General features: G+C 64.2%; 17 protein-coding genes and 2 tRNA genes. 11 read left to right on the top strand and 8 right to left on the bottom strand.

All coding sequences use genetic code 11. From position 1 onward, the window contains the following. Positions 1-23: 23 nt before the first annotated feature. On the top strand, positions 24-890 hold the full coding sequence (locus J2X37_RS13935) for a LysR substrate-binding domain-containing protein (protein WP_310022370.1): 867 nt from the start codon (positions 24-26) through the stop codon (positions 888-890). A gap of 253 nt (positions 891-1,143) precedes the next feature. Next, positions 1,144-2,319 (top strand): heparan-alpha-glucosaminide N-acetyltransferase domain-containing protein, encoded by a 1,176-nt coding sequence (locus J2X37_RS13930; RefSeq protein WP_310022368.1) that lies wholly within the window; start codon positions 1,144-1,146, stop codon positions 2,317-2,319. Positions 2,320-2,501: 182 nt separating this feature from the next. On the opposite strand, the gene J2X37_RS13925 is transcribed toward J2X37_RS13930, so the two are convergent. Continuing rightward, the gene (locus J2X37_RS13925; protein WP_310022366.1) at positions 2,502-3,824 is read right to left on the bottom strand and encodes an FAD-binding oxidoreductase; all 1,323 of its coding nucleotides are present in this window, start codon (positions 3,822-3,824) and stop codon (positions 2,502-2,504) included. A 435-nt stretch (positions 3,825-4,259) separates the two neighbouring features. Here J2X37_RS13925 and J2X37_RS13920 point away from each other — a divergent pair, with 435 nt between their 5' ends. The 5 genes from J2X37_RS13920 to J2X37_RS13900 are packed head-to-tail and all read left to right on the top strand — an operon-like array spanning position 4,260 to position 10,403. Beyond that, the gene (locus J2X37_RS13920; RefSeq protein ID WP_310022364.1) at positions 4,260-5,942 is read left to right on the top strand and encodes an ABC transporter ATP-binding protein; all 1,683 of its coding nucleotides are present in this window, start codon (positions 4,260-4,262) and stop codon (positions 5,940-5,942) included. After that, the gene (locus J2X37_RS13915; RefSeq protein ID WP_310022362.1) at positions 5,939-7,684 is read left to right on the top strand and encodes a peptide ABC transporter substrate-binding protein; all 1,746 of its coding nucleotides are present in this window, start codon (positions 5,939-5,941) and stop codon (positions 7,682-7,684) included. The genes J2X37_RS13920 and J2X37_RS13915 overlap by 4 nt, the downstream gene beginning before the upstream one ends. Then, the gene (locus J2X37_RS13910) at positions 7,685-8,635 is read left to right on the top strand and encodes an ABC transporter permease (protein ID WP_310022360.1); all 951 of its coding nucleotides are present in this window, start codon (positions 7,685-7,687) and stop codon (positions 8,633-8,635) included. 29 nt (positions 8,636-8,664) lie between these two features. Continuing rightward, complete coding sequence (locus tag J2X37_RS13905; protein ID WP_310022358.1) at positions 8,665-9,543, top strand: ABC transporter permease; 879 nt, start codon at positions 8,665-8,667, stop codon at positions 9,541-9,543. Between the two features lie 11 nt (positions 9,544-9,554). Further along, positions 9,555-10,403, top strand: coding sequence for a GNAT family N-acetyltransferase (locus tag J2X37_RS13900; protein ID WP_310022356.1), 849 nt, complete (start codon positions 9,555-9,557; stop codon positions 10,401-10,403). Between the two features lie 91 nt (positions 10,404-10,494). Here the strand turns inward: J2X37_RS13900 and J2X37_RS13895 are convergent, their stop codons facing one another. Continuing rightward, a complete protein-coding gene (locus tag J2X37_RS13895) occupies positions 10,495-11,478 on the bottom strand; it encodes a bile acid:sodium symporter family protein (RefSeq protein ID WP_310022352.1) in 984 nt (327 codons plus the stop codon). A 123-nt stretch (positions 11,479-11,601) separates the two neighbouring features. Here J2X37_RS13895 and J2X37_RS13890 point away from each other — a divergent pair, with 123 nt between their 5' ends. After that, positions 11,602-12,399, top strand: a complete 798-nt coding sequence (locus J2X37_RS13890) for a hypothetical protein (RefSeq protein ID WP_310022350.1) — start codon at positions 11,602-11,604, stop codon at positions 12,397-12,399. Positions 12,400-12,720: 321 nt separating this feature from the next. Here the strand turns inward: J2X37_RS13890 and J2X37_RS13885 are convergent, their stop codons facing one another. The 6 genes from J2X37_RS13885 to J2X37_RS13860 form a co-directional block, all read right to left on the bottom strand. Next, entirely contained in the window at positions 12,721-14,046 is a 1,326-nt protein-coding gene (locus tag J2X37_RS13885) for an MFS transporter (protein WP_310022348.1), read from the bottom strand. 661 nt (positions 14,047-14,707) lie between these two features. After that, complete coding sequence (locus tag J2X37_RS13880; protein ID WP_310022346.1) at positions 14,708-18,385, bottom strand: DUF5801 repeats-in-toxin domain-containing protein; 3,678 nt, start codon at positions 18,383-18,385, stop codon at positions 14,708-14,710. Positions 18,386-18,941: 556 nt separating this feature from the next. Continuing rightward, the gene (locus J2X37_RS13875) at positions 18,942-20,048 is read right to left on the bottom strand and encodes a Gfo/Idh/MocA family oxidoreductase (protein WP_310022344.1); all 1,107 of its coding nucleotides are present in this window, start codon (positions 20,046-20,048) and stop codon (positions 18,942-18,944) included. A gap of 433 nt (positions 20,049-20,481) precedes the next feature. Beyond that, positions 20,482-20,557 (bottom strand) — tRNA-Thr (locus J2X37_RS13870). Between the two features lie 19 nt (positions 20,558-20,576). Beyond that, positions 20,577-20,650: transfer RNA gene (locus tag J2X37_RS13865), tRNA-Cys, on the bottom strand. A gap of 81 nt (positions 20,651-20,731) precedes the next feature. Further along, positions 20,732-21,928, bottom strand: a complete 1,197-nt coding sequence (locus J2X37_RS13860; RefSeq protein ID WP_310022342.1) for an LL-diaminopimelate aminotransferase — start codon at positions 21,926-21,928, stop codon at positions 20,732-20,734. A 344-nt stretch (positions 21,929-22,272) separates the two neighbouring features. Here J2X37_RS13860 and J2X37_RS13855 point away from each other — a divergent pair, with 344 nt between their 5' ends. The 3 genes from J2X37_RS13855 (at position 22,273) to clpS (ending at position 25,846) form a co-directional block, all read left to right on the top strand. Continuing rightward, positions 22,273-24,105 carry an alpha/beta fold hydrolase gene (locus J2X37_RS13855; protein WP_310022604.1) on the top strand — a complete coding sequence of 611 codons (1,833 nt, stop codon included), beginning with the start codon at positions 22,273-22,275 and terminating at the stop codon, positions 24,103-24,105. A 205-nt stretch (positions 24,106-24,310) separates the two neighbouring features. Next, positions 24,311-25,171, top strand: a complete 861-nt coding sequence (locus J2X37_RS13850) for a phasin family protein (protein ID WP_310022340.1) — start codon at positions 24,311-24,313, stop codon at positions 25,169-25,171. Positions 25,172-25,489: 318 nt separating this feature from the next. Continuing rightward, positions 25,490-25,846, top strand: a complete 357-nt coding sequence (clpS, locus tag J2X37_RS13845) for an ATP-dependent Clp protease adapter ClpS (RefSeq protein ID WP_310022602.1) — start codon at positions 25,490-25,492, stop codon at positions 25,844-25,846. Position 25,847 lies beyond the last annotated feature (1 nt).

Raw genomic sequence — 25,847 nt, 5'->3', positions numbered from 1 at the left:
AATGATAAGGCTAGTCTTGCTGCATGCCTTCGACGCGCAATCTCGACCTCGACCTGCTCCGCAGCTTCGTGACCATCGCCGAACTCGGCAGCTTCACCGCCGCAGGCGAGCGGCTCGGGCGGACGCAATCGACGGTCAGCTTGCAAGTCAAGCGCCTGGAGGATTCGCTCGGCCGCCGGGTCTTCGACAGGACGCCGCGATCGCTCGAACTGACCGACGACGGCCGGCAGCTTCTCGGCCCCGCCCGGCAGCTGCTGCGGCTCAACGACGCGACGATGGCGCAGCTTCTGGAACCCGACATCGCCGGTCGGGTCCGGCTGGGCGTGCCCGAGGACTTCGCCACCGCGCATCTGCCCGCCGTCCTTTCCGCGTTCACGTCTGCCCATCCCCTCGTCGAGCTGGAAGTGACTTGCGACCTGACGCTCAACCTGATGAAGCAGTTTCACGCAGGCGCCTTTGACTTCGTGCTCGTGAAGCGCGAACCCGCCGCCAGACTGGAGGGCGTGCGGGTCTGGCGCGAACCGCTGGTCTGGGTTGCTCGCGACAGGGATGCGGTGGAGGGAATGGCGATCATTCCCCTCGTCGTCTCTCCCGAGCCGTGCGTCTATCGCAAGCGGGCCACCGACGCGCTGGAGGCGATCGGCCGGGAATGGCGGGTATCCTACACCTCGACCAGTCTCGCCGGCAGCATCTCGGCGGTCGCCGAAGGTCTCGGCATCGCGGTCCTGCCGCGCGAGATGGTGCCGCCGCACCTGACCGTCATCGCGGGCGACAGCAACCTGCCGCCGCTCTACGATACCGAGATCGCGCTGATCGAGGCGCCGGGCCTTTCCGAGACCGCCCACCGGCTGGCCCAGCACGTCGTCGCCGCGCTCGAGCAGGGGAAATGAGCGACGGCGGCATGCGGCCGCGCGGCGAGTGCGCGCGCCGACGACGTGTCGCTCGCCGCACAGGGCAAGGTTCGAGGGCACTGACCGGCTGACGGTAGTTACTGCCTTGCGCCGCGAACGATTCGGGAGAATCATCGGAATCTCAGGCAACGTCGCCAAAATTCTCCGTCCCGCCTTGGGTCATGCTGGCAGGATAGGACAACCAGCAAAACGGGTGCGGATCATGGCGAGTGGTATAGCATTGTCGGATACGATGGCCGATCTTCCGGCGCGTGACCTCGGCCAGGTCAAGGTCAAGACGCGTCTTGCCAATATCGACGCGCTGCGCGGCTTCGTGATGGTCCTGATGCTGCTGGACCACCTGCGCGAGACATGGTTCGTCAATTACGCCGTCGCCGACCCGATCGATGCGACTACGGTCATCCCGGCGATCGGCTTCGCGCGTTTCATCGTCAGCTTCTGCGCGCCGATCTTCGTCGCGCTCACCGGGCTCGGCGTCTATCTCTACAGCACCAACCACACGGTGCAGGAAACGACCTCCTACCTCTTCAAGCGCGGCCTGCTGCTGATCGCGATCGAACTGCTCTTCCTGTCGCCGCTCTACTGGGGCATCGTGCCCCAGCCGACGTTCTGGCTGCAGGTGATCTGGGCCATCGGCCTCAGCATGATCGCGCTGGCCGGGCTGATGCGGCTGCCGCGCCCGGCGCTGATCGCCTTCGGCGTCATCGTCGTGTGCCTGCACAACCTGCTCGACCCGATTCGGCTGACGGCGGACAATCCGCTGTTCCCGCTCTGGGCGATCGTGCACCAGCGCGACGTCTTCGACCTGCCGTTCGGCTTCGTCGCCAAGACCACTTATCCCATCCTGCCGTGGCTGGGCGTCATCGCGCTGGGCTTCGCGATCGGGCCTTGGTTCCGGCCCGACACCGATCCCGCCGACCGGCACCGCAAGCTGATGACGCTGGGCCTGGGCATGATCGCCGCGTTCATCCTGCTGCGCGTGCTCAACGTCTATGGCGACAAGCCGTGGTTCGTGGTCGAAGGCGATCCGGTCCGGACGGTGATCAGCTTCATCTCGATGACCAAGTATCCGCCGTCGCTGCTCTTCCTGCTGCCGACGCTGGGCGGGGGCGCGCTGCTGCTCGTGCTGTTCGAGAAGATCAACGATTCCCGTCTCGTCGCCGCGCTGGCGGTGTTCGGCGGAGCGCCGATGTTCTTCTACATCCTGCACCTCGTCGTGCTGCGTATCCTTTATCATAGCGCGCTGGCGATCTACGGTCCGAACAACGGCAGCGCCTACATGTTCGACAATTATCACTGGGTGCTGGTGTGGTACCCGCTGATGATCGTTCCGCTCTACATCCCGACGGTCTGGTACTCGCGCCTGAAGCGCCGCCGCCGCGACATCACCTGGCTCAAGTACTTCTGAGCCATCGGCGCGCTCCTGAAAGACGGGGCGCGCCAATTGCGTTGAGACGGGAATGTAGGTGACCGTCGGCGCTTGCGACAAGGGCAAGCGGGCATGGGTGGGAAGACCCGCGCCGAAGCCGAGGCGCTCAACCGATCATGACAGGCATCCCGGCAGAGGTTCGCCCCTGCCGGGATCTTCTTTCAGAGGCCGCCGATGTCGAGCGGCGATCCGTCGACGAGGCGCGAGAGGCGGAATGGGGTGGGATCGACGCACGGTTCGTTGTCGACCAGCAGGTCCGCCGCCAGGGCGCCGATGCCCGGACCCATGCCGAAACCATGGCCCGAAGCGCCCGCCGCCAGCACGAGGCCCGCGACCTGCTCGACCTTGGAGATCACCGGCACGGCGTCGGGCGAACAATCGACCAGCGCGCCCCATGCGCCCTCGATCTCCACCCCGGCCAGTTCGGGGAACGTGGCGGCGACGTTGGCGAGGATCCGGCGGACCAGCCATTGCTGCGGCGCCGGATCGAGCACGCGGGTGCGCTCGAAGATCGTCTCGTCATCGCGCAACTGCGCGAACAGCGATTCCGGGCCGGACACGAAGGACGGCCCGACGGCGAGCCGCACGTTCTTCAGCCGCCGGCGGAACTGCGGCAGGAATTCGCGGGCATAGCGGATGCCTTGCGGCGTGATGTCGATCGTCGCCTTGCCGCTGATCGCCATGGTGTAGCTGCCGTCGAGCCGGCGGGTCATCGCGAAGTCGGGTGCATAGAGGCACGCGCCGACGTCGACCGTCGGCCTGGTGCGCAGCGCGGTCTGGCGCACGCCCGCCTGCGGAAAGCTGATGCCGTGAGGGCGCAGGAAGCGCGAAGCCCAGGCCCCGGCAGCGCAAAGCACCGCGTTCGCCCGGATCAGCCCTCTTTCGGTATGCACGCCGACGACGCGCCCATTGGCGATGTCGAGCGAGCGGGCCGCGCATTGCTGGTGGATCGTCGCGCCATGCGCGCGAGCGCCGAGCGCGATGGCCGGGCCGGCGAGGGCCGGTTCGGCCTTGCCGTCGTTGGGCGAGGATATGCCCCCGATCCACTTGCGCGGACCTTCGGGAATGTGCTGCGCGATCTCTGCGGCGCTGAGCAGGCGGGTGTCGACCCCGTTGGCAAGGCCGTAGGGCTGCCATGCGGCCCATTCCGCCATCTGCTTTTCGTTGTCGGTCGCGTAGAACAGGCCGCAGCGGCGAAAGCCGACATCGTCGGGCAGGTCGGCCATGAAGCCATCCCACATCCGCATCGCCACCGACGAGATCGGCAGTTCGCGAGCGTCGCGGTTCTGCTGCCGGCACCAGCCCCAGTTGCGGCTCGACTGTTCGCAGGCAATGTGCCCCTTTTCGACCAGCGCGACGGAGTGTCCCTGCCGCGCGAGGACATAAGCTGCCGAGACACCGACGATTCCACCGCCGACGATCACCACGTCGGCCGATTCGGGAAGGTGTTCGTCGCTTTCGATACGCTTTACGTAAGGTGACATGCTATCTGGCCCCATTCGCCGGACAATCTGGTCCGCGATGACCTTCCCATCATCGCTTCGGCAGGTGATGTCGAACTTGCCGGAAATATGGCCGGTTTCATGCAAAAATCGCGCTGCCCGCAGCGCCGACCGCGGATCGAGGGGCGGTTTCGATCGCCCTGGCAGGCCATCACGGCAGGAAATTCCTTCTGTGCCTTTGCAATGGGGGCGAATGGCTCTCGCCTCCGGGTACGCCCAGCCCGTAACGTGTCGAAAAATGCCAAGCCGGCTCCGCATTACAATATTTCCTGCCGCCCAGCCTCGCAGATTGGATGACTATGACAGGGCAAACCGGTCACTGTGACAGGGCAAGGTTGTCGTGATGGCCGGAGGGGCCGGGATCGGGACTTTCGGGCGGCGTCATCCGTCCACCGCGATGCAAAGGAGTTGGCCGCAATGATCGAGAGTACTGCGCCCATCGATTCGGCAGCCGAGCCGTCGACGATGGCGCTGACGGTGCGCGATCTCACGGTCGCCCTGCCCAAGGGCATGGACCGCGCCCACGCGGTCGAACATGTCTCGTTCGATCTGCCGCGCGGCAAGATCCTGTGCATCATCGGCGAATCGGGTTCGGGCAAGTCGGTGTCGGCCAACGCGGTCATGGGCCTTCTGCCCAAGGCGCTGCGGGTCGTTTCGGGCCGGATCGACCTCGACGGGATCGAGATCACCGGGCTGACCGGCGAAGCCTTGCGCGAACTGCGCGGCCGGGTCGTGTCGATGATCTTCCAGGACCCGCTTTCGGCCTTGAACCCGCTGATGACGGTGGGCGAGCAGATCGAGGAGGTCATGGCCGCGCACGATGTCGGCACGCCGCGATCGCGCAAGGAAAAGGCGCTGTCGCTGCTGGCCGAGGTCGGGCTGCCCGATCCGCCGGTGATGTACGGGCAATACCCGTTCCGCCTGTCGGGCGGGCAGCGGCAGAGGGTCATGATCGCGATGGCGCTGGCGCTCGAACCGACGATCCTGATCGCCGACGAGCCGACCACCGCGCTCGACGTGACGACGCAGGCCCAGATCCTCGAACTCATCCGCGACATCCAGCGGCGCAAGGGCATGAGCGTGATGTTCATCACCCACGACTTCGGCGTCGTCGGAGAGATCGCCGACGAGGTGATCGTCATGGAAAAGGGGCGCATCGTCGAATCGGGAAGCGCCGAAAAGGTGCTGACCGCGCCCGAACACCCCTACACCCGGCAACTCATCGCCGCCGTGCCGACCCTGCGCCGCGACGATCGCGAGCAGGCGGCAGCCGAAAAGCAGCCCACGCTGCTCCAGGTCGAAGGCCTGATGAAAACCTATCGCACCGCGCGGGGGCTATTCCAGCCGGCGCGGGTGGTGACGGCGGTCAACGACATCTCGTTCGAACTCGCGCCGGGCCGCACGCTGGGCATCGTCGGCGAAAGCGGCTCGGGCAAGTCCTCGCTCGGCCGCGTGCTGGTCAAGCTGATGGACAACGACGGCGGGCGCATCCTGTTCGAGGGGCGTGACATCGCGTCCCTGCCGGAAAAGGAGTTCCGGCCGCTGCGCACGCAGGTCCAGATGATCTTCCAGGACCCCTTCGCCTCGCTCAACCCGCGCGCGACGATCGGCTACAGCCTTACGGTCGGCCCCATCGCGCATGGCATGTCGCGTGACGAGGCGCGCGAGCGGGCGATGGCGCTGCTGGAGCATGTCGGGCTCAATCCCGGTGCCTACGATCGCTATCCGCACGAGTTTTCCGGCGGCCAGCGCCAGCGCGTCGGCATCGCCCGGGCGCTGATGTTCGAACCCAAGCTGCTGGTCGCGGACGAGGCGATCTCGGCGCTGGACGTGTCGATCCAGGCGCAGATCCTCAAGCTTCTCGAACAGATCCAGCGCGAAACCGGCTTCGCGATGATCTTCATCACCCACGATCTGCGCGTCGCGAGCCAGATCTGCGACGAAATCGCGGTGATGCAGAAGGGGCGGATCGTCGAATACGGGCCGCCGTCGCAGATCTTCCTGGCGCCCCGCTCCGTCTACACGCGAGAGCTCGTCGCCGCCATTCCCGGGCGCCATCCCGGTTCCGAGGACACAGCGCAGGCAGGGGCCATCCGATGAACGAGACAACCCATCGACGAGGCATCGGGCGGCGCGAGGTCCTGGCCGCGCTGGGCATCGGCGCGGGCGGTCTCGTCGCCTGGAACCTGCTGGGCCGGCCCGACCGCGATGCCGGCCCGTCGGCTCCGGCCGGGGCGGGAACGTCGCGCGACGGGCTGGACCAGGTCATCGTCGGCCTGTCGCAGGAACCGACCGTGTTCAATCCGCTCATGGTGCATGGCGAGGTCGACGACGGCGTGCTGTTCTCGATGTTCGACGCGCTGGTGCGGATGGACCCCGACGGCATCCTGCAACCCAACCTGGCGGTCGAAGTGCCGAGCCTGGAGAACGGCGGCATTTCGGCGGACGGCCTCAACTGGCGGGTGCGCCTGCGCGACGACGTGCGCTGGCACGACGGCAAGCCCTTCACGGCCGAGGACGTCAAGTTCACGCTCGAACTGATCGTAGATCCCGCTTTCCGCGCATGGCGCACCGCGGGTCACACGCTGGTGCGCGACATCAAGGTCGTCTCGCCGACCGAACTGACCTGGCGGATGGAAGAGCCGTTTGCGCCCTACCTCTCGTTCCTCACCGAGACCTTCATCGTGCCGAAGCATCTTCTGGAAGGTGCCGCCGATCGCAACGCGGGTCCCTTCAACCAGTCGCCCGTCGGCACCGGCGCGTTCAAGTGGGGCAACCGGGTTCCGGGCGACCACCTGCAGCTTGTCGCCAACCGGGAATACTTCGGCGAGGGGCCGTACATCGACCGGCTGATCTTCAAGTACATTCCCGACGTCACGGTGCTCTACACCCAGTTCAAGAGCGGCAGCGTCGATCTCGTCGGGCAGGTCTACATCAGTCCCGACAACTACGACGAGGCGAAGAAGCTGCCGGGCAAGGTGGTCGAACCTGTCCTGGGATCTTCGGTCGAATCGTTCTACCTGAACCTCGGCCGGCCGCAGTTCCAGGAACTGGCGGTGCGACAGGCGCTCTATTACGCTCTGGACCGCGAAGCGATCATCAACGCCATCTACCACGGCGTCCATGCCCTCACCGAAACGTTCATGCCGCAGCAGTCGTACTTCTATAACCCCGACCTGCCGAAGCAGACGTTCGACCTGGCCGAAGCGCGCCGCATCCTCGACGCGGCGGGCTGGCGCCCGGGCGATGATGGCATCCGGGTCAAGAACGGCGTGCGCCTTGCGTTCGAGAATTCGACAACGTCGGGCGATCACCTCCGCGAGATGGTCCAGCAGTACCTGCAGCAGACTTTCCGCGAGATCGGCGCCGAAATGACCATCGCCAACCTGCCGCCGGCCGTGATGTGGGGCGATTTCTGGAACCAGTCGAAGTTCGATTCGGTGATCGTCGGGAGCACCTATGTCATCGGTGCGGACCCCGACGTGACCAACCGCCTACACGGCAAGTCGATCAATGCCCAGGGCGGCAGCGGGTCGAACAACGCGCAGTATTCGAACGCCGAAGTGAACGCCCTGCTCGACAAGGGTGCGCGCACCTTCGATCCCGAAGAACGCAAGGCGATCTATTTCCGGGTGCAGGAAATCGTGCGGCAGGACCTGCCGCTGCTACCGATGTTCCAGTACCGCAACGTCTTTGGCCGCAGCGCCGCGATCAAGGGCTTCGAGGCGAACAGCAACACCCGCACCGAATCCTGGCACGCCGCGGCCTGGTATCTGGCCGATGGCCGACATCGGCCCGATGCCGAGGACGGCCCGCAAGTCTCGCCGAAGAAGGAGGGTTGAATGCTGCGTTTCCTGCTCAATCGCGCCACGCAGATCGTCGCCCTCCTCGTGATCGTCTCGCTGATCGGCTTTTTCGTCCTCAATCTCATTCCCGGCGGACCGCTGGCGCAATACGCCCTCGATCCGGGCATGACGCAGGCGGACATCGAACGGCTGAAGGAGCAGCTCGGCCTCAACCGCCCGCTCTGGGTGCAGTATCTCGACTGGGCGTGGCGGCTGGTGCGCGGCGACTGGGGCACCTCGTTCCGCGACGGCGCGGCGGTGCTCGACGTCATCGGCGGGCATTTGATGGCGACGCTGCTGCTGATGGGCAGTTCGACGGTCATCGCGATCGCGGTCGGCACCTGGGTCGGCATTCGCGGCGCGACGCATCGCTATTCCACGTTCGACAACGTCGCCACGATCGGCGCGATGGTGGCGCTGTCGATCCCGACCTTCTGGTTCGGGCTCGTCGGCATCTACATCTTCTCGCTGAAGCTCGGCTGGCTGCCGGCGGGCAACATGTACACCGTCGGCGACCAATCGCTGCTCGACTACCTGCATCACCTGATCATGCCGAGCATCGTGCTGGCGCTGGTGCATATCGCGGTGTGGAGCCGTTACATGCGGACCGCGACGCTCGACGTCATCAACCAGGATTTCGTCAAGACCGCGCGGGCCAAGGGGCTGAGCGAACGGCGCATCCTGATGAAGCACGTCGTCGGCAACGCGCTGCTGCCGATGATCACGCTGGCCGGGATGCAGCTGCCCGCGATCCTTACCGGCGCGCTGGTCACCGAAACGGTGTTCACCTGGCCGGGCATGGGCCGCCTGTTCCTCGATAGCATCAGCTACGGCGACTATCCGGTGGTCATGGGCCTACTCATGTTCTCCGCCGTACTCGTGATCTTCGCGAACCTCCTGGCCGACATCGCCATCGCCATCGTCGATCCCCGCATCCGGCTGAGCTGAACAGCGATGCCTGAAAGGAAACAGCCCCAATGACCGCTGTCGCAACACAACCGGTACGACATGGCTGGTGGCGGAGCCGGGCGGTGCAGCGCTTCGCGAACCACCGGCTGGCGCTGCTCGGCCTCGGCATGATCGCGATCCTGACGCTGGCCTGCTTCGTCGGCCCGTTCTTTCTGCCGCACGGTCCCTTGTGGATCGATCTCGGCGTCCGGTTCAGCCCGCCGATGACGGACGACTACTACTTCGGCACCGATCCGCTGGGCAGGGACATCGCCGCGCGGCTGCTGATGGCGGGCAGCGTGTCGCTGACCGTCGCCTTTGCGGCGATGATCATGTCGATCGTGCTCGGCACGCTGGTCGGGCTCCTCGCCGGCTATCGCGGCGGCTGGGTCGGGGCGGTGCTGATGCGCACGGTCGACGGCTTCCTCGCCTTTCCGTCGATCTTCCTGCTGCTGGCGCTTGCCGCCGCGCTGAAGCCGACGCCGATGATGGTGACGGTGATCATCGCGGTGACCGGCTGGATGGAAGTGGCTCGCATCGTCGAGGCCGAAGTCCGCTCGCTGCGCGAACGCGAATTCGTGCAGGCCGGGCGGATGCTGGGGCTGAGCGGGGCGCACATCATGTTCCGCGAGATCCTGCCCAACGCGATGGGGCCGATCATCGTCGCCGCGACACTCACCATCGCCCGCGCCATCCTGCTCGAAGCCTACATCAGCTTCCTCGGCTATGGCATTCAGCCGCCGCTGCCGAGCTGGGGCAACATGCTGGGCGGGGCGCAGCAGTACCTCGCCTCCGCCCCCTGGCTCGCCATCATCCCGGGGTTGGCCATCACCATCGCGGTGACGAGCTTCAACTTCGTCGGCGACGGGCTGCGCGACGCGCTCGACGTGCGCGACGACCGGGTTTGATCGAAGCTGCAATGATCGACACCCCTACCGCATTCGAGATCGTGCCGATGACGCCCGATCATCTCGACCAGGCGCTCGCCCTGTCGCAGGCGATCGACTGGCCCTACCGGCGCGAGGACTGGGAAATCGCGCTGCGGCTGGGCCGCGGCTTCGCGGTCGAACAGGGCGGCGAGTGCGTCGGCACCGCGTTGTGGTGGGCCTATGATCCCGACTACGCCACCGTCGGCATGATCATCGTCGCGGACAAGGCGCAGCGACAAGGTATCGGCGCGCGGCTGATGACGGCGCTGCTCGACGATGCGCGCGGGCGCACGCTGATCCTGAACTCCACGGCGGAGGGCCAGGTGCTCTACACCCGCACCGGGTTCGTGGCCTACGACGCGGTTCATCAGCACCAGGCGGTGCTCCAGGCCGCGTCGGAACCCGATCCGTCCGTGTCACTGCGCCCCGCGACGGCGGCGGACCGGGAGGCGCTGCTCGCCATCGACAGGGCAGGTTCGGGCATGGGGCGGCAGCAGCTTGTCGACGCGCTGGTCCGAAATGGCGAAACGCTGGTGGTCGAGCGTGACGGCGGCATCACCGGCTATGGCATCGTGCGCCGCTGGGGGCGAGGCGTGGTGGTCGGCCCGGTGGTCGCCAGCGCGCCGGAGGAGGCCAGGGCCCTGATCGCAGCACTCGCGGCGCGTCACGTCGGCACGTTCGTGCGCATCGATGTCTTCGCCAGCACCGGCTTCAGCGGGTGGCTCGAAGGGCTGGGCCTGCCGCAAGTCGGACGGGTCGTGACCATGGCACGAGGCAATCCGCCGTCACGCGACAACGCCGTCACGCTCTACGCACTGGCCAACCAGTCGCTGGGGTAGGGGGCGGGAGGTGCCCGGCCATAACGGCCGGCATCATCGCCAAGTCCGGGCAGATCGGCTCAGCCGTCGGCAGTCAGGCACGCCGGCAGCATCATCCCGCTGCGGGCTCGCTCAGCTCGCGACCGTAACGCAGGGCGAGAACGGTGCAGACCATCAGTTGGATCTGGTGGAACACCATCAGCGGCAGGATCATCGGGCCGACGACGGCGGCGGGAAAAAGCGCCCCGGCGATGGGCACGCCCGACGCGAGGCTCTTCTTGGAACCGGCAAAGACGAGCACGATGCGATCCTCGCGCGGCAGGCCTGCCAGTCTTCCTGCCAGCCTTGTCACGCCCAGCATCAGGGCCAGCAGCAGCGAAGAAATCGCCACGACCATGACAAGGTCGAGCGCGCCGACCCGGCGCCACAGCCCTTCGACCACCGCCGCGCTGAACGCACCGTAGACGACGAGGAGGATCGACGTGCGGTCCACCCTCCCGACCAGCGCCTTATGACGATCGATCCAGCCGCCGAGCAGCGGGCGGCACACGTGACCGGCTACGAAGGGGAGCAGGATCTGCAACGCGATCTTCTGGGCCGCGCCGACCATGTCGAATTCCGCCCCGCCGCGCCCGGCCAGCAGCAGCGCGGCAAGCGCGGGGGTGACGACCACGCCCGCGAGGTTGGAGATCGAGGCGCTGCAGATCGCGGCGGGAACGTTGCCGCCCGCCATCGAGGTGAAGGCGATCGACGACTGCACCGTGGAGGGGACGATGCAAAGGAAGACGAACCCGGCCAGGATCACCGGATCGACCGCACCCGACAGCAGCGCCGCGATGCCGAGCCCCGCGACGGGGAATACCGCAAACGTGGTGAGGAACACCATGACGTGCAGCCGGACCGCGCCGACACCTTCGAGGATGGCCCGGCGTGACAGTTTCGCGCCGTGCAGGAAGAAGAGGACCGCGATCGCCGCGTCGGTCAGCCACCCGAACCAGATCGCCGCCGCGCCGGAAACCGGCAGCACCGTGGCCAGCACCAGCACGACGAGCATGATTGCCATGAAGGGATCGGGACGTGGCGGGCGAAACGTCATGCGGACCTTCTGCGCAAACGGGAACCCGCCTCCCTTAGGAGGCTCGCCGCGGCGATAGAAACCCCATTTACGCAGAAATGCAAAATAGGCGGGAGGCTTACATTGTGTCCGTCCTGCGCTATCGTGACCCGCAGGGTCGGGCAGGCAGAAAATGCAGGGGATGGCAACATGAAAAGCACGTCGCATATCGGCTTGGCCATCGCGGCCATCGCCATGGCGGTTCCTGCGCAGGCTGCAACGGACTACCTGCTCGAAATCGGTGGCGTCGAAGGCGAGGCCTCCGAAACCGCACCCGTCGCATCGTGGTCTTTCGGGGTCTGCAGTTCCGATCAATGCAATTCTTCTTCGACCCGAAAGGAAGTCAGCAGCGCTCCTGCGCTACCGAAATCGACGCTGACCGCGTCGCAGAACAGCCAGAGCCTGCGGGAAGCTCCTACGCGCGGCACGAAGGGGCGCACCGATGCGGCAATCGGCGCGTCTGCCGGGGCAACCGCGCCGGTGGCGGTGACCGGCGACCTGGACGGGGACGGGGACGGGGACGCGCGCAGCGACCTTGCCTATGCCGCGCAACGGGCCGAGATCTCGCGACTGACCTTTGTGTTCGCCAAGTCTTCGCCGGTCCTGGCGAAAGTCTGTGCCGGAAAACACATTGCAAAGGCGACCCTGCGCGGAGCGAGCGAAAATTTCGACATCCTCGATGCGGCTGTGACCTGCTCTCTGCAAGGTGTCAGCCAGCCTCGCACTGACGCGGGGGGCGGACGGATCAGCACCAACGTCAGCGTTCCCAAGCAGACACAAGGGTCAACATTCGGCGAACGCCGCACCGATGGTGTCAGTCCGACCGAGGTGCCGGTGACGATGACCATCAGCGGCGGGCAGATGCGCCACGTCAAGACAGGGCACGTCACCCTCTTGAAATAAGAACAGCCTGAAACGGGAACGGTCTGAAATCAGAACGGCCTGCAATCAGAAGGGGCGGACGCGGGTCGCCTTTCGCCCTCGGTTTCGAGCGACCGGCGATTGACCTATCCGGCGGGATGGCCAGCCAGGCGGTCGCCGCGTCTTCGGCGCGGAACTTGGCCGCCGCATTTGCCATCTGCGAACAGGCCCGCGCGGGATCGCGCTCCTGACGGCAAGATCTTCAATTGCGAACTTCCATTGAGCACTGCTAGATGAGCAGCAATCGGGGAAACAGAAGCCCGGAGTTTTTGACGAGCGCCCGGCTCCGGTGACCTCGCCGGTTCATGCAGGCTCTGCGCGAACCGCTTCGCCCCCGACCGTCACCGGCTCGAGCCGCGGGCTCAGCAGATGGATGGCGGCGACGGCAATGAAGTAGACCACCGTGCATGCCGCAAAGATCATCGTGTAGTTGCCGTCCGTCGAGTCCAGCACCAGCCCTGTCGATTTCGACATGATCATCCCGCCGATCCCGCCGGCGAACCCGCCGAGTCCGATCACCGATCCCACCGCGCGCTTCGGAAACATGTCAGGCGGGAGGGACAGCAGGTTGGTCGAGAAGGCCTGGTGCCCCGCCAATGCCAGGCCGATCAAGGCCACCGCGAGCCACATGTTGTCCAGGCTGGTCACGGACAGCAGGGGCAAAATGCAGCAGCCGGCGATCAGCATCGTGACCTTGCGGGCGTAGTTGGGTGTGCGACCGTTGTGGATCAGACGCGAAGACAGCCAGCCGCCGGCGATACTTCCCACGTCGGACAACAGGTACATGATGATCATCGGCAGGAGGACGACCTTGAGGTCGACGCCGTAAGTGCTGGCAAAGTACTTCGGTAGCCAGAACAGCATGAGGAACCATACGGGATCGGTCAGGAATTTGGCGGTCGCGAATGCCCAGGCCTCGCGCTTGCGCACCACCCGGTTCCAGCCGATCCGCGCGACCTTCTCCGGCGGATCATGCTCGATCCAGGCGAGCTCGCCCTGGCTGACCTTTCCGCTCTCACGCGGGTTGCTGTACAGCCATAGCCACAGGACCAGCAGTGCCACGCCGAAAAGACCGGTGTAGATGAAGGTCTCGCGCCAACCAAGGTCCATCCACACCATGAAGGCCCAGACTGTCGGTGCGGTCAGAATGACCCCTACGGTCGTGGCGCTGTTCACCCAGCCGATGGCAAACGCGCGTTCCTTTTGCGGAAACCATTCGCTGCTCGCTCGCACGACCGAGGGAAAATGCCCTGCTTCGCCGACGCCGAGCACAGCGCGCGAGGCCATGAAGGAACCGACCGAAGCTGCAAAGCCATGTGCGACATGGCCCATTGTCCATATCGAGATAGCGATCGCATAGCCGATCTTCGGACCAAACCGGTCGATAAGCCAGCCCATCAGCAGGAACCCTAGCGCATAGGCGGCTTGGAAAGCGGTGACGATGTTGCCGTAATCGTCTTCGCTCCAACCGAGTTCGGTTGTCAGGTCGGGCGCCAGCAGGCCCAGCATCGTGCGGTCGATGTAATTTACGGTGGTGGCGATGAAGAGCAGCGCGATGATCGCCCAGCGATACCGCCCCACGCGAGGGACGGCGTCGACACCGGTTGGTGTTATCGGTCTCAGCGCCATTCGATAATTTCCTCTCCTGCCCCGCCACGCTTGAGCGCCTTTGGGGAATCCCTGCCGAGCTACCCGGCACCGTTGAAAAATTACACGGAAACCGGTGTCATTTGCAAGGCTGATGAACGGCGATGGCGAGCAAAAGTACTCGGTTTCGTAAATCAAAGCGGGAGACGGGCTCTAAATTTCGCGTCAAGGCCCTCGCCGGGGTCGTCGAAGATCGACCCTTCCGACGTGCTGGTGCCGCTCGCGACAGGCGTTGAGCCATGCGTGCAAAGCGCGGACTTCCTCAAGTTCTCGGAGGGAGATCGCGGATTGGTGGTGGTGCCGCTTACGTGACTCGAACACGTGACCCCATCATTACGAAAGCAGGTCTAATTTCGAAGATTTCGGTGTAAAGACAAGTCATTATTGTGACGCCCGGTGCCCAAGCAACGTCCGACCCAAACCCCGCCCAAAGTGTCCAGAACACCTTTCGCGCTCGCTTCCTAGTGAAAGCACTTTGCCTTGAAGAATCCGCGATTGGTGACCCGGCTTGGATCCGGGGCGCGGTGAGCGGTGCTCGCGACGTTGCGCTATCTCGTTATCATTTCTCGGGTATCCAATCGCTTGGTCGCACCCGGCTGGAAACCGCAACAATATTGCGGCAACCAGCCGCGGCAACGGCGCATCAGACGATTGGCGCCAACGCCTCCAATTCCATCGATGCGGAGAGCGGGGTGATCGGACTGCCGATCCCGCCGCTTCCGTCGCCATCGATGCCGATCGCGAAACCGAAGTCCTCCGAGTCACCGTCGGCATCGGCCAATCGGGCGTCGAATTCGAGCAGATAGTCCGGCGGGTTGGTCAGGATCTCGATGTCTGACAGCCCGATCTTCACCGCATTGCCATTCTCGTTGAGCAGGACGATCGTGTCGAAGAAATTGCCGGCCCCAAGATCGATCGTGATCGTGCCGTCCTTCCCGACAGAATCGCTCCCGCTGGCCACAAGGCTCCCGTCCAGATACGCCTCCCACGAGTAATTGAAGCCTTGGGCAGTCTTGGTGCCGATCTTGATGCCGGTGATATCTTGGATCTGGTCCGATGCGTTGTAGAGACTGAAAGCCAGCGCTTCATCGGCATCGAGATTGCCGTTGCTGACCCCTACATTGAGATTGCTCTCGTTGATCGCCGAACCTTCTGTGGCAAAGTCGATGTCGCCCGACCCGTCGGCATCGAGATAACCGGAAATCTTCACGTAATCGGTGGTATTCAAAGCGCCGACATCGATAAAATTCGTCTGCGGCCCACCCGCTTTGATATCGGTTACGTCAAGCTTGAGCGAGCCACCATCCAGCGTGTCGAGCAGTTCGAAGTGGTAGGTGGCGGTCCCGCTGCCGTTGTCATCGATATAGAGCGAATAGAGATCGGTGCCATTGAAGGTACCGATGATCTCGTGTTCGCCGATCTCGCCATCCTCGTCCGCGTCCGCATACCGCCAACTGAAGCCAGTCGCCGGGAATGGCGAAGTTTCGTCGTAAACGCCCGGCGCGTCGAGTATCGCCCACAAGTGATCGGCATCGCTGAGATTGCTGAAACTGAAGGCGTCCTCGACCGTATCACCCACGACATTGTCGACGAACAGGTTGCTGGCAATCGTCGTTTCGTCGATCTCCGGTCCGTCGTCCTCGATATGGAAGACGTTGGCGGATAGATCCATTTCGGCAAAGACCGTATCGCCATCGGCATCCGTGACGGTCTGGCGCAGGACAAAGCTTTCGTTTGCACCGTCAACGAGCAACGACACAACGTCGTCGTCGTCATTTCCATCTCCATGCCAAACATTCTGTGACTGGCTGAAGGTGACCTTCCCGAAATCTGCATTCGTGTCGTCGTTGTTCACTGTGATGGTGAAATAGACATCGGCCGCGTCGTTGGGGTCGCCCACGTATCCGACGATGGAATCTCCCACTTTCGCGAGCAGGATTTCATCGCCCTTGCCATCGGCTTCCGCCGGGTCGAGGGAGAACAGACCCGAACCCAGGCCATTTGCGCTCAGCAAAAGGGTATAGGCGGTGGTTCCATCGGCGTCGCTTCCATAGCTCTCGCCGGTGAACAGCGCGCCCAGATTAGCGATCGCGGACGATACTCCCGCGTTCGCATTGTTGATCCCCTCGGGGTCAGGCAAATTATCCGATTCATCGACATAAAGGGCTGTCGGCGTTCCGGCGGTTCCTGCTACGGGACCGTCATCCTCGATAACGAAGACGCCGCTTCCGAGGTCGCGATAGGCCGAGGCGTTTTCGCCATCGCCATCGGTCAACGTCTGAACGATGCGCAGGTGCTCACCGGCGCCTACGTCCAGCCCAACCGGATCATCCGCATCGCCTTCGTCGTTCTCCGGGTGCCAGAGGTTGGCATAATCCGGGCCGAACGCGAAAGTCACCTCGCCAAACGATCCGCTGGCGTCGTCGTTATCCACGGTGATCGTGAAGATCACATCGTAGTCCGGTGCGGGATCGCCGGGACTGTCGCCGACGTAGCCGATGATCGTCGTGGCATTGATCTGGTAGAGCAGGACTTCGGCACCCTTGCCGTCCAGTGCCGTGTCGTCGAGAACGAAGAGATCCGAGCCGATGTTGTCGTTGCTGAGCTCCAGCGCGAATGCCGTCGTACCTTCGTCATCGCTTCCGAACGAACTGGTAAATAGTGCCGCGATCCCGCCGGAGGTCGCGGTGTTGGTGCCTGCGGCCGCGTTGTTTTCACCGTCGGGGTCGATAACGCCGTCGGTCTCGTCGAGGACGAGGGTTTCCGGCGTACCGGTTGCGCTCGCAGTCGGCCCGTCGTCATCGCCGAGCAGGCTGGATCCGATAGCTTGCGTGTAGGTCTCGCCCTGATCGATGTCGATCCGGCCAATGTCGAAAGCATTCGTCCCGGCCATGCCCTGCACCGTAAACCGGTTGAACGTGCTGCCGTCCTCGCATGCGAACGACACCGTGTCCGAAGTCAGGATTCCCGTCACTTCGAATGTGCTGCCATCGATCGTGATTGTAACGCCCGTGAGGGATCCGGAACTCGTCCCGTCACTGTTCATCGTGTAAAATGCGTTGCCTCGCGTGATGGTGACAGACGCGACATCGACTTTCGTATCGTCATAGAGCGCCTGCTCGGTCGCCGGCGGCGTGTCGGTATAGATATAGTCGAAGCCCTCTTCCGGAGCGGTTCCGCCGCCGGCTTCGAGCAACTCGACCCGGAACATCGCCGGGCCGCCCGTGCTCTGCGAAATGAACAGGGAAGCTTCACCGGTGTTGATATAGCCGTCGTAGTCGATCTGTTCGACATCGATGCCGGTCGCCTGATCATCGATAGCAGTTTCCAGCGGTTGAAACCCGGTCACGAGCGTGAACACGCCGACGGGGCCGTCGATGGCGACGCCCTTGTCCTTCAGGCCGGTGAAGTGCTGGGAATTGATGCCTATCGTGGCTCCTATGCCTCCCTGGCTGGTGTTGACCGAATCCGATGGGTCGGCCCCGCCCTTCACCATCTCGCCATACTTGGCCGACAACGGGTTGCGATTGACGTCGAGATCCTCTCCCGTGACCAGCAAACCGGCATTGCCATCACCGATCGCGACCCAAAGGAAGCTGCCGGACTCAAGGTTGTCGAAATCGAAGCTGAGACTTCCCGAAACGCTGACGTTCAGCATGTCGGTAAAGTTGATTGCATCGTCCGGGTCGGCGCCATCGGGATGATCGAACGGGACGAAAAAGATCGACTCGACCTTGACGGGAAACTCGGGCGGATCACCAACGGCAGCACCCGGCTCCAGATAGAAGGCCGCGACCAGCGTTCCGCTGGATGCATCAACGCTACTCGTTGTTGCCAGAACGACCGATCCGCCGTTGACCGTCCAGAGATAGACATTGTCGCCGTTGATGGTTTGCAACGGATCGGTGTTTGCCGGGTAATCGAGCCAGACCTGTTCGCCGTTCAGCGGGTTGCCGTCAGGGTCCGAAAAGAACACGCTGTCGGTGCTCTCTCCGCCGGTAGCAGTGACGGTCAGGAAATCCGCATCGCTTGCCCCGCCGATACCGGCCGCATAAGCCAGTTTGGCGTCGTCCAGAAACGTACCGTCGTTCAACCCGTTCAGATAGGTGAGGAAAGCCGCGTCGAAAGCGCTTGTGGTGGTGTCGAAGGCATCGCCAGCAAGAGTGACGGTCAGAACGGCATCGTCGTCGTCATTGTCGTCAGGTGTGCCGTTGGCCTGCGGATCGGGATCGTCGCCGATGGGATTCTGGAACTGTATCCCGGCACTCTCGTCGAGCTTGAGCACGTCGCCCGAAATGGTTGTCTCTATCAGAATGGCCATGACACGTCCCCTTCGGTCGAGCGACCCCACAGGAAACAAAGGCTTTGCCCACGCCTTTCATCGGCCGGAACGTTCAAACTTCGGCCTGCCGCCTGGTCGAAGACGAGGGACAAGAATTCTGTTCTGCCAGAATAACCTAACGGTTCTGGCATGTACGGATTATTTGAAAAAAGACTCGCTTAGAATATGTCGCAAGTTGACACCTAAGTTAACAGCGAGTCAATACATATGACATTCGCTGTCATATATCCGTGATTTTGGTGCCAAACTTGGCGCTGTGTGCTGCCGCACCACGGCGGTGCTTGATCGTGTTGCAGCCTTGACGCTCAGCCATCGGGGCTAACTACGTCGAGGTGATCGATCGAGGACCCCACCAAGGTTTCCCTGGACGAACTGCTCGAAGCAGTCGACACCCCTGCCGGGCTGGAGCGGGTGAGGCTCAATCACGCGATCGTTCTCGACGCTTCGAAAACTGACCGGCATGGTTGCGCCCATGCGACAGCATTCGGCGATTGTGCCGCACTGGAAGACGACGAAGATTATCGCTCCAAGTTTGTTACAAACCGCCGCCAACTTTCATTGTAGTTCCGCTCTCCGCCGCCGCCTCGATCGCCGCGATGAGGCGATGGCGCACGACGGCATCGTCGAAGTCGGGCGCGGTGCGCGTGCCATTGCGCAGATCGTCGGCGAAGCGGGCGTAGATTTGGGCGACGTTTAAGGCGGGGCCTTCGATGCCCGCGGGTACCCAGCGATAACGGGTGGGCACCTCCAGTAGACGCATGGCACGCTCCTCTTCGAAACCGCCATAGAGGCGCAAGTCGAAGATCTGGGCGTGGCCGCTATCCGCTTCGACCCGCAGATCGCCCTTCGTACCGTTGATTTCCCAGAGGAAATTGACACTGCGCGACGATCCGGCGCGATAATGCACGACAGCGACCGCACCGTTTTCCAGGATTCCGGTGACGGCCCACTGATCTTCGCTGGTCTTGGCCAGCATCTCGCCCGTGTCGGTCCGCCTGACGAAGGGCTGGCGGATCGCGCTGGTCGCGCCGACTTGCGCGAACTCGCCAAGGCAGTGGCAAAGCGCATCGACCGAATGGCCGAACGGGATGGTCAGCAGCGTCGCGCCGTTGCGTTTGTCGACGAGGTAGGCGTTTGGCGGATCGACGCGGTCTGCCCACTCCTGACCGCTCCCCAGCATGGTTGTCGACAGGACTTCGCCGATCTCACCCGCCGCCACGATGTCCCGCACATAAGCGATCGCAGGCGCGCACCGCGCTTGCAGGCCGACCACGCCTCGCACGCCCGCGGCCCTGGCGCTAGCGGCCATCGCTTCGGCCTCGGCCAGCCCGTTGCCCAGCGGCCATTCGCAATAGACGTGCTTGCCCGCCGCGATCGCCGCTTCGACCAGCACCAGATGGTGCGGAACCTTGACGGTCACCGCCACGACATCGACCTGCGGGCAAGCGACGAGGTCGTCGGCAGAGGTGAACCAGCGGTCGATGCCGATGTCGGCGGCGGCGGCGCGCGCGCTTTCCTCACGAGTGGTGCTGACGGCGACGATATCGAAATCGGGCAAGCCCCGCAGAGCGGGAACATGAGCTGCCGCCGCCCAGCTTCGGCCCACCTCATAGCCGATCAGGCCAACGCGAAACTTGTCCATTCTATCCGCACTCCCTGTTCGTCAGAGCATTCGGCCTTGGCATAGAGCACCGTTGTGCGGACTTGGTCTGCGGTTTGTGTTAGGGAGATTGCGTGCGCGCCTCGCTCGCGTTGCGCGGAGCGTTTACGGGGGCAAGCATCCTGCCCGGCTGGCACCTCGTCCACCGACCCCAACGCGCCGGCCATTGCCACGGTGCAACGGTTAGGTCGCGCAGGGCCTGGGTGGGCGTCACCTAGCGTTGATGAATCCGATAGGTGCCGTCCGGCAGCTTCACCCACTCATGACGCTCCGCATTGCCGCAGCCTTTGCTGAGAATGATGCCCACGTGCTGTCGAGCGCATCCCACCTCAGTCAGCGCAGCGATGATGGCCGATCCGGTGTTAATATCGTAACGGTAGGCGTGGATGAGGACGGTTATGTGTCTTTGGAAAGGTGGTGCCGCTTACGTGACTCGAACACGTGACCCCATCATTACGAATGATGTGCTCTACCAACTGAGCTAAAGCGGCCCATACAACCAGTTCACCGTGGAGGCCCGAGCCGGAATCGAACCGGCGTAAACGGATTTGCAGTCCGGTGCGTAACCACTCCGCCATCGGGCCACCATGGGTGAGCGGCGCACCTAGCGAGTCTTCGCGGCGGGCGCAATCGGGCAAATGCGCCCGCGCGGGAAAGACCTGCGGTCAGCTGCCTGCGTTGAGCCCCATCGACTTGAACCAGCGCCGCACGTTGCGCGCCGCCTGGCGCAGGCGCTGTTCGTTCTCGACCATGGCGATGCGCACGAAGCCTTCGCCCTGCTCGCCGTAACCGACGCCCGGCGCGACCGCGACTTCGGCATGGGTCAGCATCTGCTTGGAAAACTCGAGGCTGCCCATGTCCTTGAGCGCCGGGGGCAGCGGCGCCCAGGCGAACATCGACGCCGGCGGGCTGGGGATGTCCCAGCCGGCGCGGGCGAAGGCGTCGATCATCACGTCGCGACGCTTCTGGTAGAGGTTGCGGTTCATCTCGACGATGTCCTGCGGCCCGTTGAGCGCGGCGCAGGCCGCCGCCTGGATCGGCGTGAAGGCGCCATAGTCGAGGTAGGACTTTACCCGCGTCAGCGCGCTGATGAGGTGCGGGTTGCCCACTGCGAAGCCCATCCGCCAGCCCGCCATCGAATAGGTCTTGCTCATCGACGTGAACTCGACCGCGACGTCCTTCGCGCCCGGAACCTCGAGGATCGAACGGGTCGGCTTGCCGTCGTAATACAGCTCCGAATAGGCCAGGTCGGACAGGATCCAGACCTTGTTCTCCTTCGCCCAGGGGACCAGTCGCTCGTAGAACTCGATGCCCACGGTCTCCGCCGTCGGGTTCGACGGATAGTTGACGATCAGCACGGTCGGGCGCGGGACCGAATGGCGCATCGCGTTTTCGAGCGCGGCGAAATAGCGCTCGTCCGGCGTCGTCGGCACTTCGCGGATGGTCGCGCCCGCCAGGATGAAGCCGAAGGTGTGGATCGGGTAGCTGGGGTTGGGGGCCATGATCACGTCGCCCGGCGCGGTGATCGCGGTGGCGAGGCTGGAAAGCCCCTCCTTCGAGCCCATCGTCACGACGATCTCGCGCTCCGGGTCGAGCTCCACGCCGAAGCGGTTGGCGTAGTATTTCGCCTGCGCGCGGCGCAGCCCCGGAATCCCCTTCGACTGCGAATAGCCGTGGGCGTCGGGCTTCTGCGCCACCTCGCACAGCTTGTCGATGATGTGCTGGGGCGGGGGCAGGTCGGGGTTGCCCATGCCGAGGTCGATGATGTCCTTCCCCGCACGACGTGCCTCTGCCCGCATCGCGTTGACTTCGGCGATGACATAGGGCGGCAGTCGCTTGATGCGGTAGAATTCGGTGTCCATTTCCTCGGCTTTGCAAAAAGGAGAAGGGGGCGCTGCCCCCGCCCGAACCGAACCAGTGCGGGCCGGGCCCATGCGGCATTACGTGTCCCCGGCGGCGGCGCAAGCGTAATTTTCGTGTGCACGTCGCGCTTTTCGCGCCGTTGCCATTTCGCTTTTTGCATTGCACAAGATGGTGCGTGACCAGGGAGAGCGACATGGCCGGCGGCACCAGTGACAAGACCAGGGGCACCTCGGCCCCGGGCGGGGATGGCGGTTCCGACGATGGCGGCGTGCCCTTCCTCCCCGCGCTGATGGCCGGGCCTTTCCTTTCCATGTTCGAAGGCCCGATGCGCGAGATGACGCAGATGCAGGTCGGCGCGACCAAGGCCATGTTCGATGCCTTTCTCGGCCACGCGCCTGCGCCGGAAGAGGCGGTCGAGCCCGAACGGCAGCAATGGCAGCAGGTGGCCGAAAGGCTGAACGCGATGTGGCTGCGGTTCCTTGAGGAGCAGCCGGGGATGGCGGCATCGGGCATGGCCGATCCCTCGCGATGGATGACCGGGATGTCCCGCTGGATGGAGCAGTTCGCGCTGGTCGAGGGCGAGGCGCAGGCCCGGTTCCTGACCGATTCGATGGCGCTGTGGGATGGAGTCCTGGCGCAGATGGGCCTGGGCGAGAAACCGGCCGAAGGCGGCGTCAGCCTGCCGCGCAAGGATCGCCGGTTCAAGGATCCCAAGTGGCAGGAGCAGCCGCTCTACACGATGCTGCACCAGGCCTACCTCCTGCTCAGCGAGCAGATGCTGGCGGCGGCCGACAAGGCGCAGGGACTGAGCCCGGAACGCAAGGACCAGCTTCGCTTCTTCACCCGCCTGATGACCGAGGCGCTGAGCCCGGCGCACTTCCCGCTCACCAATCCGGTCGTCCTGGAAAAGACGCTGCAGACCGGTGGCGAGAATCTCATCCGCGGCATGGAGCACCTGATCGCCGACCTCGAGGCGGGCAAGCTCACTCATACCGACCACAGCGCCTTCGTGCTTGGCGAGAACATCGCCGCGACGCCGGGCAAGGTGATCCACGAAGCCCCGCTGTTCCAGCTGATCCAGTATTCGCCGGCGACCGAAACGGTGCTTAAGACGCCGCTGGTCATCTTTCCGCCGTGGATCAACCGGTTCTACATTCTCGACCTCGGCCCGAAGAACAGCTTCGTCAAATGGGCGGTCGAACAGGGTCTGACCGTGTGCCTCGTCTCCTGGAAATCGGCCGACGCATCAATGGCGGAGGTGGCCTGGGACGACTACATCGCCGCGATGGAAGAGGCGATCGACGTGGCGCGCGACAGGTTCGGCGTGCCGTCGGTCCACACCATCGGTTATTGCGTCGGGGGCACGACCCTGGCGGCGGCGCTGGCGGTGATGGCGCGCGAAGGGCGCGCCGACAAGGTGGCGAGCGCGACCTATTTCACCGCGCAGGTCGACTTCGCCGAAGCGGGCGAGCTCAAGGCCTTCATCGACGACCAGCAGCTCGCGGTCATCGATTCGCTGGCGAGCGAAGGCTATGTCGACGGGCGGTACCTTGCGCTGACGTTCAATCTGTTGCGCAGCCCCGACCTGATCTGGAACTACGTGATCCGCAATTACCTGCTGGGCGAGGATTACGTGCCGTTCGACCTGCTCTACTGGAACGGGGACACCACCAACCTGCCGGCGCGGTTCCACCGCGAGTATCTGAAGAACCTCTACCACGACAACCTGCTGGTGGTGCCCGACGCCCTGTCGGCCAACGGCACGCCGATCGACCTCAGCCGCAACGCGACGCCGTCCTACATCCAGGCCGGGGTGGAGGATCACATCGCTCCGCTGAACAGCGTGTGGAAGCTGACCCGCCACCTGCGCGGCCCGATCCGCTTCGTGCTGGCGGGGTCGGGACACATCGCGGGCGTCGTCAATCACCCGGATGCAAAGAAGTACCAGTACTGGACGATCGGCGATCCGACCGATCCCGAACAGAAGGCGCCGGACACGCTCGAAGCCTTTCGCGAGACGTCCGTGGAAACCCCCGGAAGCTGGTGGCCGGACTGGATTCGCTGGATCGAAAGCTTCGATGCGACGCGGGTGAAGGCCACCGGCAAGCGCAAGCCCGGCGGCAAGGGCGATGAGGTGATCGAAGACGCGCCGGGCCGCTATGTGCGTATGGAATAAGGTTGAATTCGCCCGTTGCGGGTCCGGCTGAAGGATAGCCGCGACGGGCCGCATTACAGTTTTGCTGCACTGCACAAAAAACCTTGACGATCGTGATTCGCGCGCTTATTGTGCAATGCAACATGACCCGTAGGTGGGCGTGTTGCGGACGTAGCAGCTTATCTTGTGCCTCGTCTGTCAGTGCAAGCGAAACGAGGTATCTCGAATGGCCCAGAGCAAGGACACCGGCACCAAGCCGACCGATAAGCCGAAGTCGGCTGCACCGGCTCGCACGGTTCCCGTGGCAAAGCCCGCGGTCGCCAAGGCGAAGCCCGTTTCCAAGACCCGGCTGAAGGCGTCCGCCGCCAAGGCCGCGATCGCCAAGACGCCGGTGAAGAAGCCGGCGAAGGTGATCGAGGCGAAGGCCCCGGCACCGGTCGTCGAAGCGACCACGCCGGTCAAGGCGCCCGAGCCTGCAGCCACGGCCCCTGTCGCCGCCGTCGCCGCGCCCGTCGAGACCCCGGCTGTTGCCGAAACGGTCGAGAAGGTCGCCGAGACGGTCATCGAAAAGACTGTCGCCGCCGCGCCGAAGATCGCGGAGGCCGCAACCCAGCCCGCCCGCAAAACGACAAAGATCACGCAGGAGTTTTTGAAGATGAACACCCCCGAAGCTATGACCAAAGGTCTCCAGGACACCATGGCCGACATGACCGCCAAGTCGAAGGCCGCTTATGAAAAGAGCACCGCGATGATGGCCGACGCCAGCGAATTCGCCAAGGGCAACGTCGAAGCCATGGTCGAATCGGGCAAGATCCTTGCCGCCGGCATGCAGGACATGGGCCGCTCGTTGGTGGCCGATTCGAAGGCCGAGTTCGAGGCGCTGACCGCCGAGATCAAGGAAATGGCCGCCGTGAAGTCGCCGACCGACTTCTTCCAGCTGCAGAGCGCGATGATGCGCAAGTACTTCGACAAGTCGGTCGCCGCCGCGTCGAAGAACACCGAAGCGATGCTGAAGCTGGCCAACGAAGCCGCCCAGCCGCTGTCGAGCCGCGTTTCGCTTGCGATGGAAAAGATGAAGGCCGCCTGATCGGCTGATCTGGACCCCCGGGCATCGGGCGGCTTCCGCCCGATGCCCACTCAGAACGGGGCCGGCTGGCATTGTCCAGACCGGCCCCTTTCTTCGTCCGGGCACGACGCACGGACCGGGCCGAACGGCAACGCGGGGCCAGCCGTCTGGCATCTCGATTGAAGCAAGATTGACGCGAATGACGCGAAACCCTTGTCCCGGCCCGTATCGTTACGATATTCTGCATCGCCCATGACCACGCTGATCCCCCATTCCGACACTGCGACCACCGAGACCCGGCCGGAGCCGTCCGGCGCGGATAGGCTGGTGCCCGTCCTCGTGCCGCGGTCCGGCCCGGACGGTGACGATGACGGCAAGGGCGGCGGCGGCGGCGGCGGCGACGATCAGGTCGGTGTCGCGACGCGCACTCGCACCAAGCCCAAGAAGCCGAGCCAGTTCAAGGTCCTGATGCTCAACGACGACTACACGCCGATGGAATTCGTCGTGATGGTGCTGAAGGTGTTCTTCCGCATGGACATGGAACAGGCGACGCAGGTCATGCTCCACGTCCACCAGCGCGGCGTCGGCGTCTGCGGCATCTATCCCTACGAGATCGCCGAAACCAAGGTGAACCAGGTGATGGACTTCGCGCGGCAGAACCAGCACCCGTTGCAGTGCACGCTCGAAAAGGCGTGAA

This window comes from Croceicoccus sp. BE223, from assembly GCF_031457155.1.
In the GTDB taxonomy this organism is placed as follows: Bacteria; Pseudomonadota; Alphaproteobacteria; order Sphingomonadales; family Sphingomonadaceae; genus Croceicoccus.
Note: the sequence above shows the minus strand (reverse complement) of the source record. Positions and strands in the feature narration are given on the sequence as shown.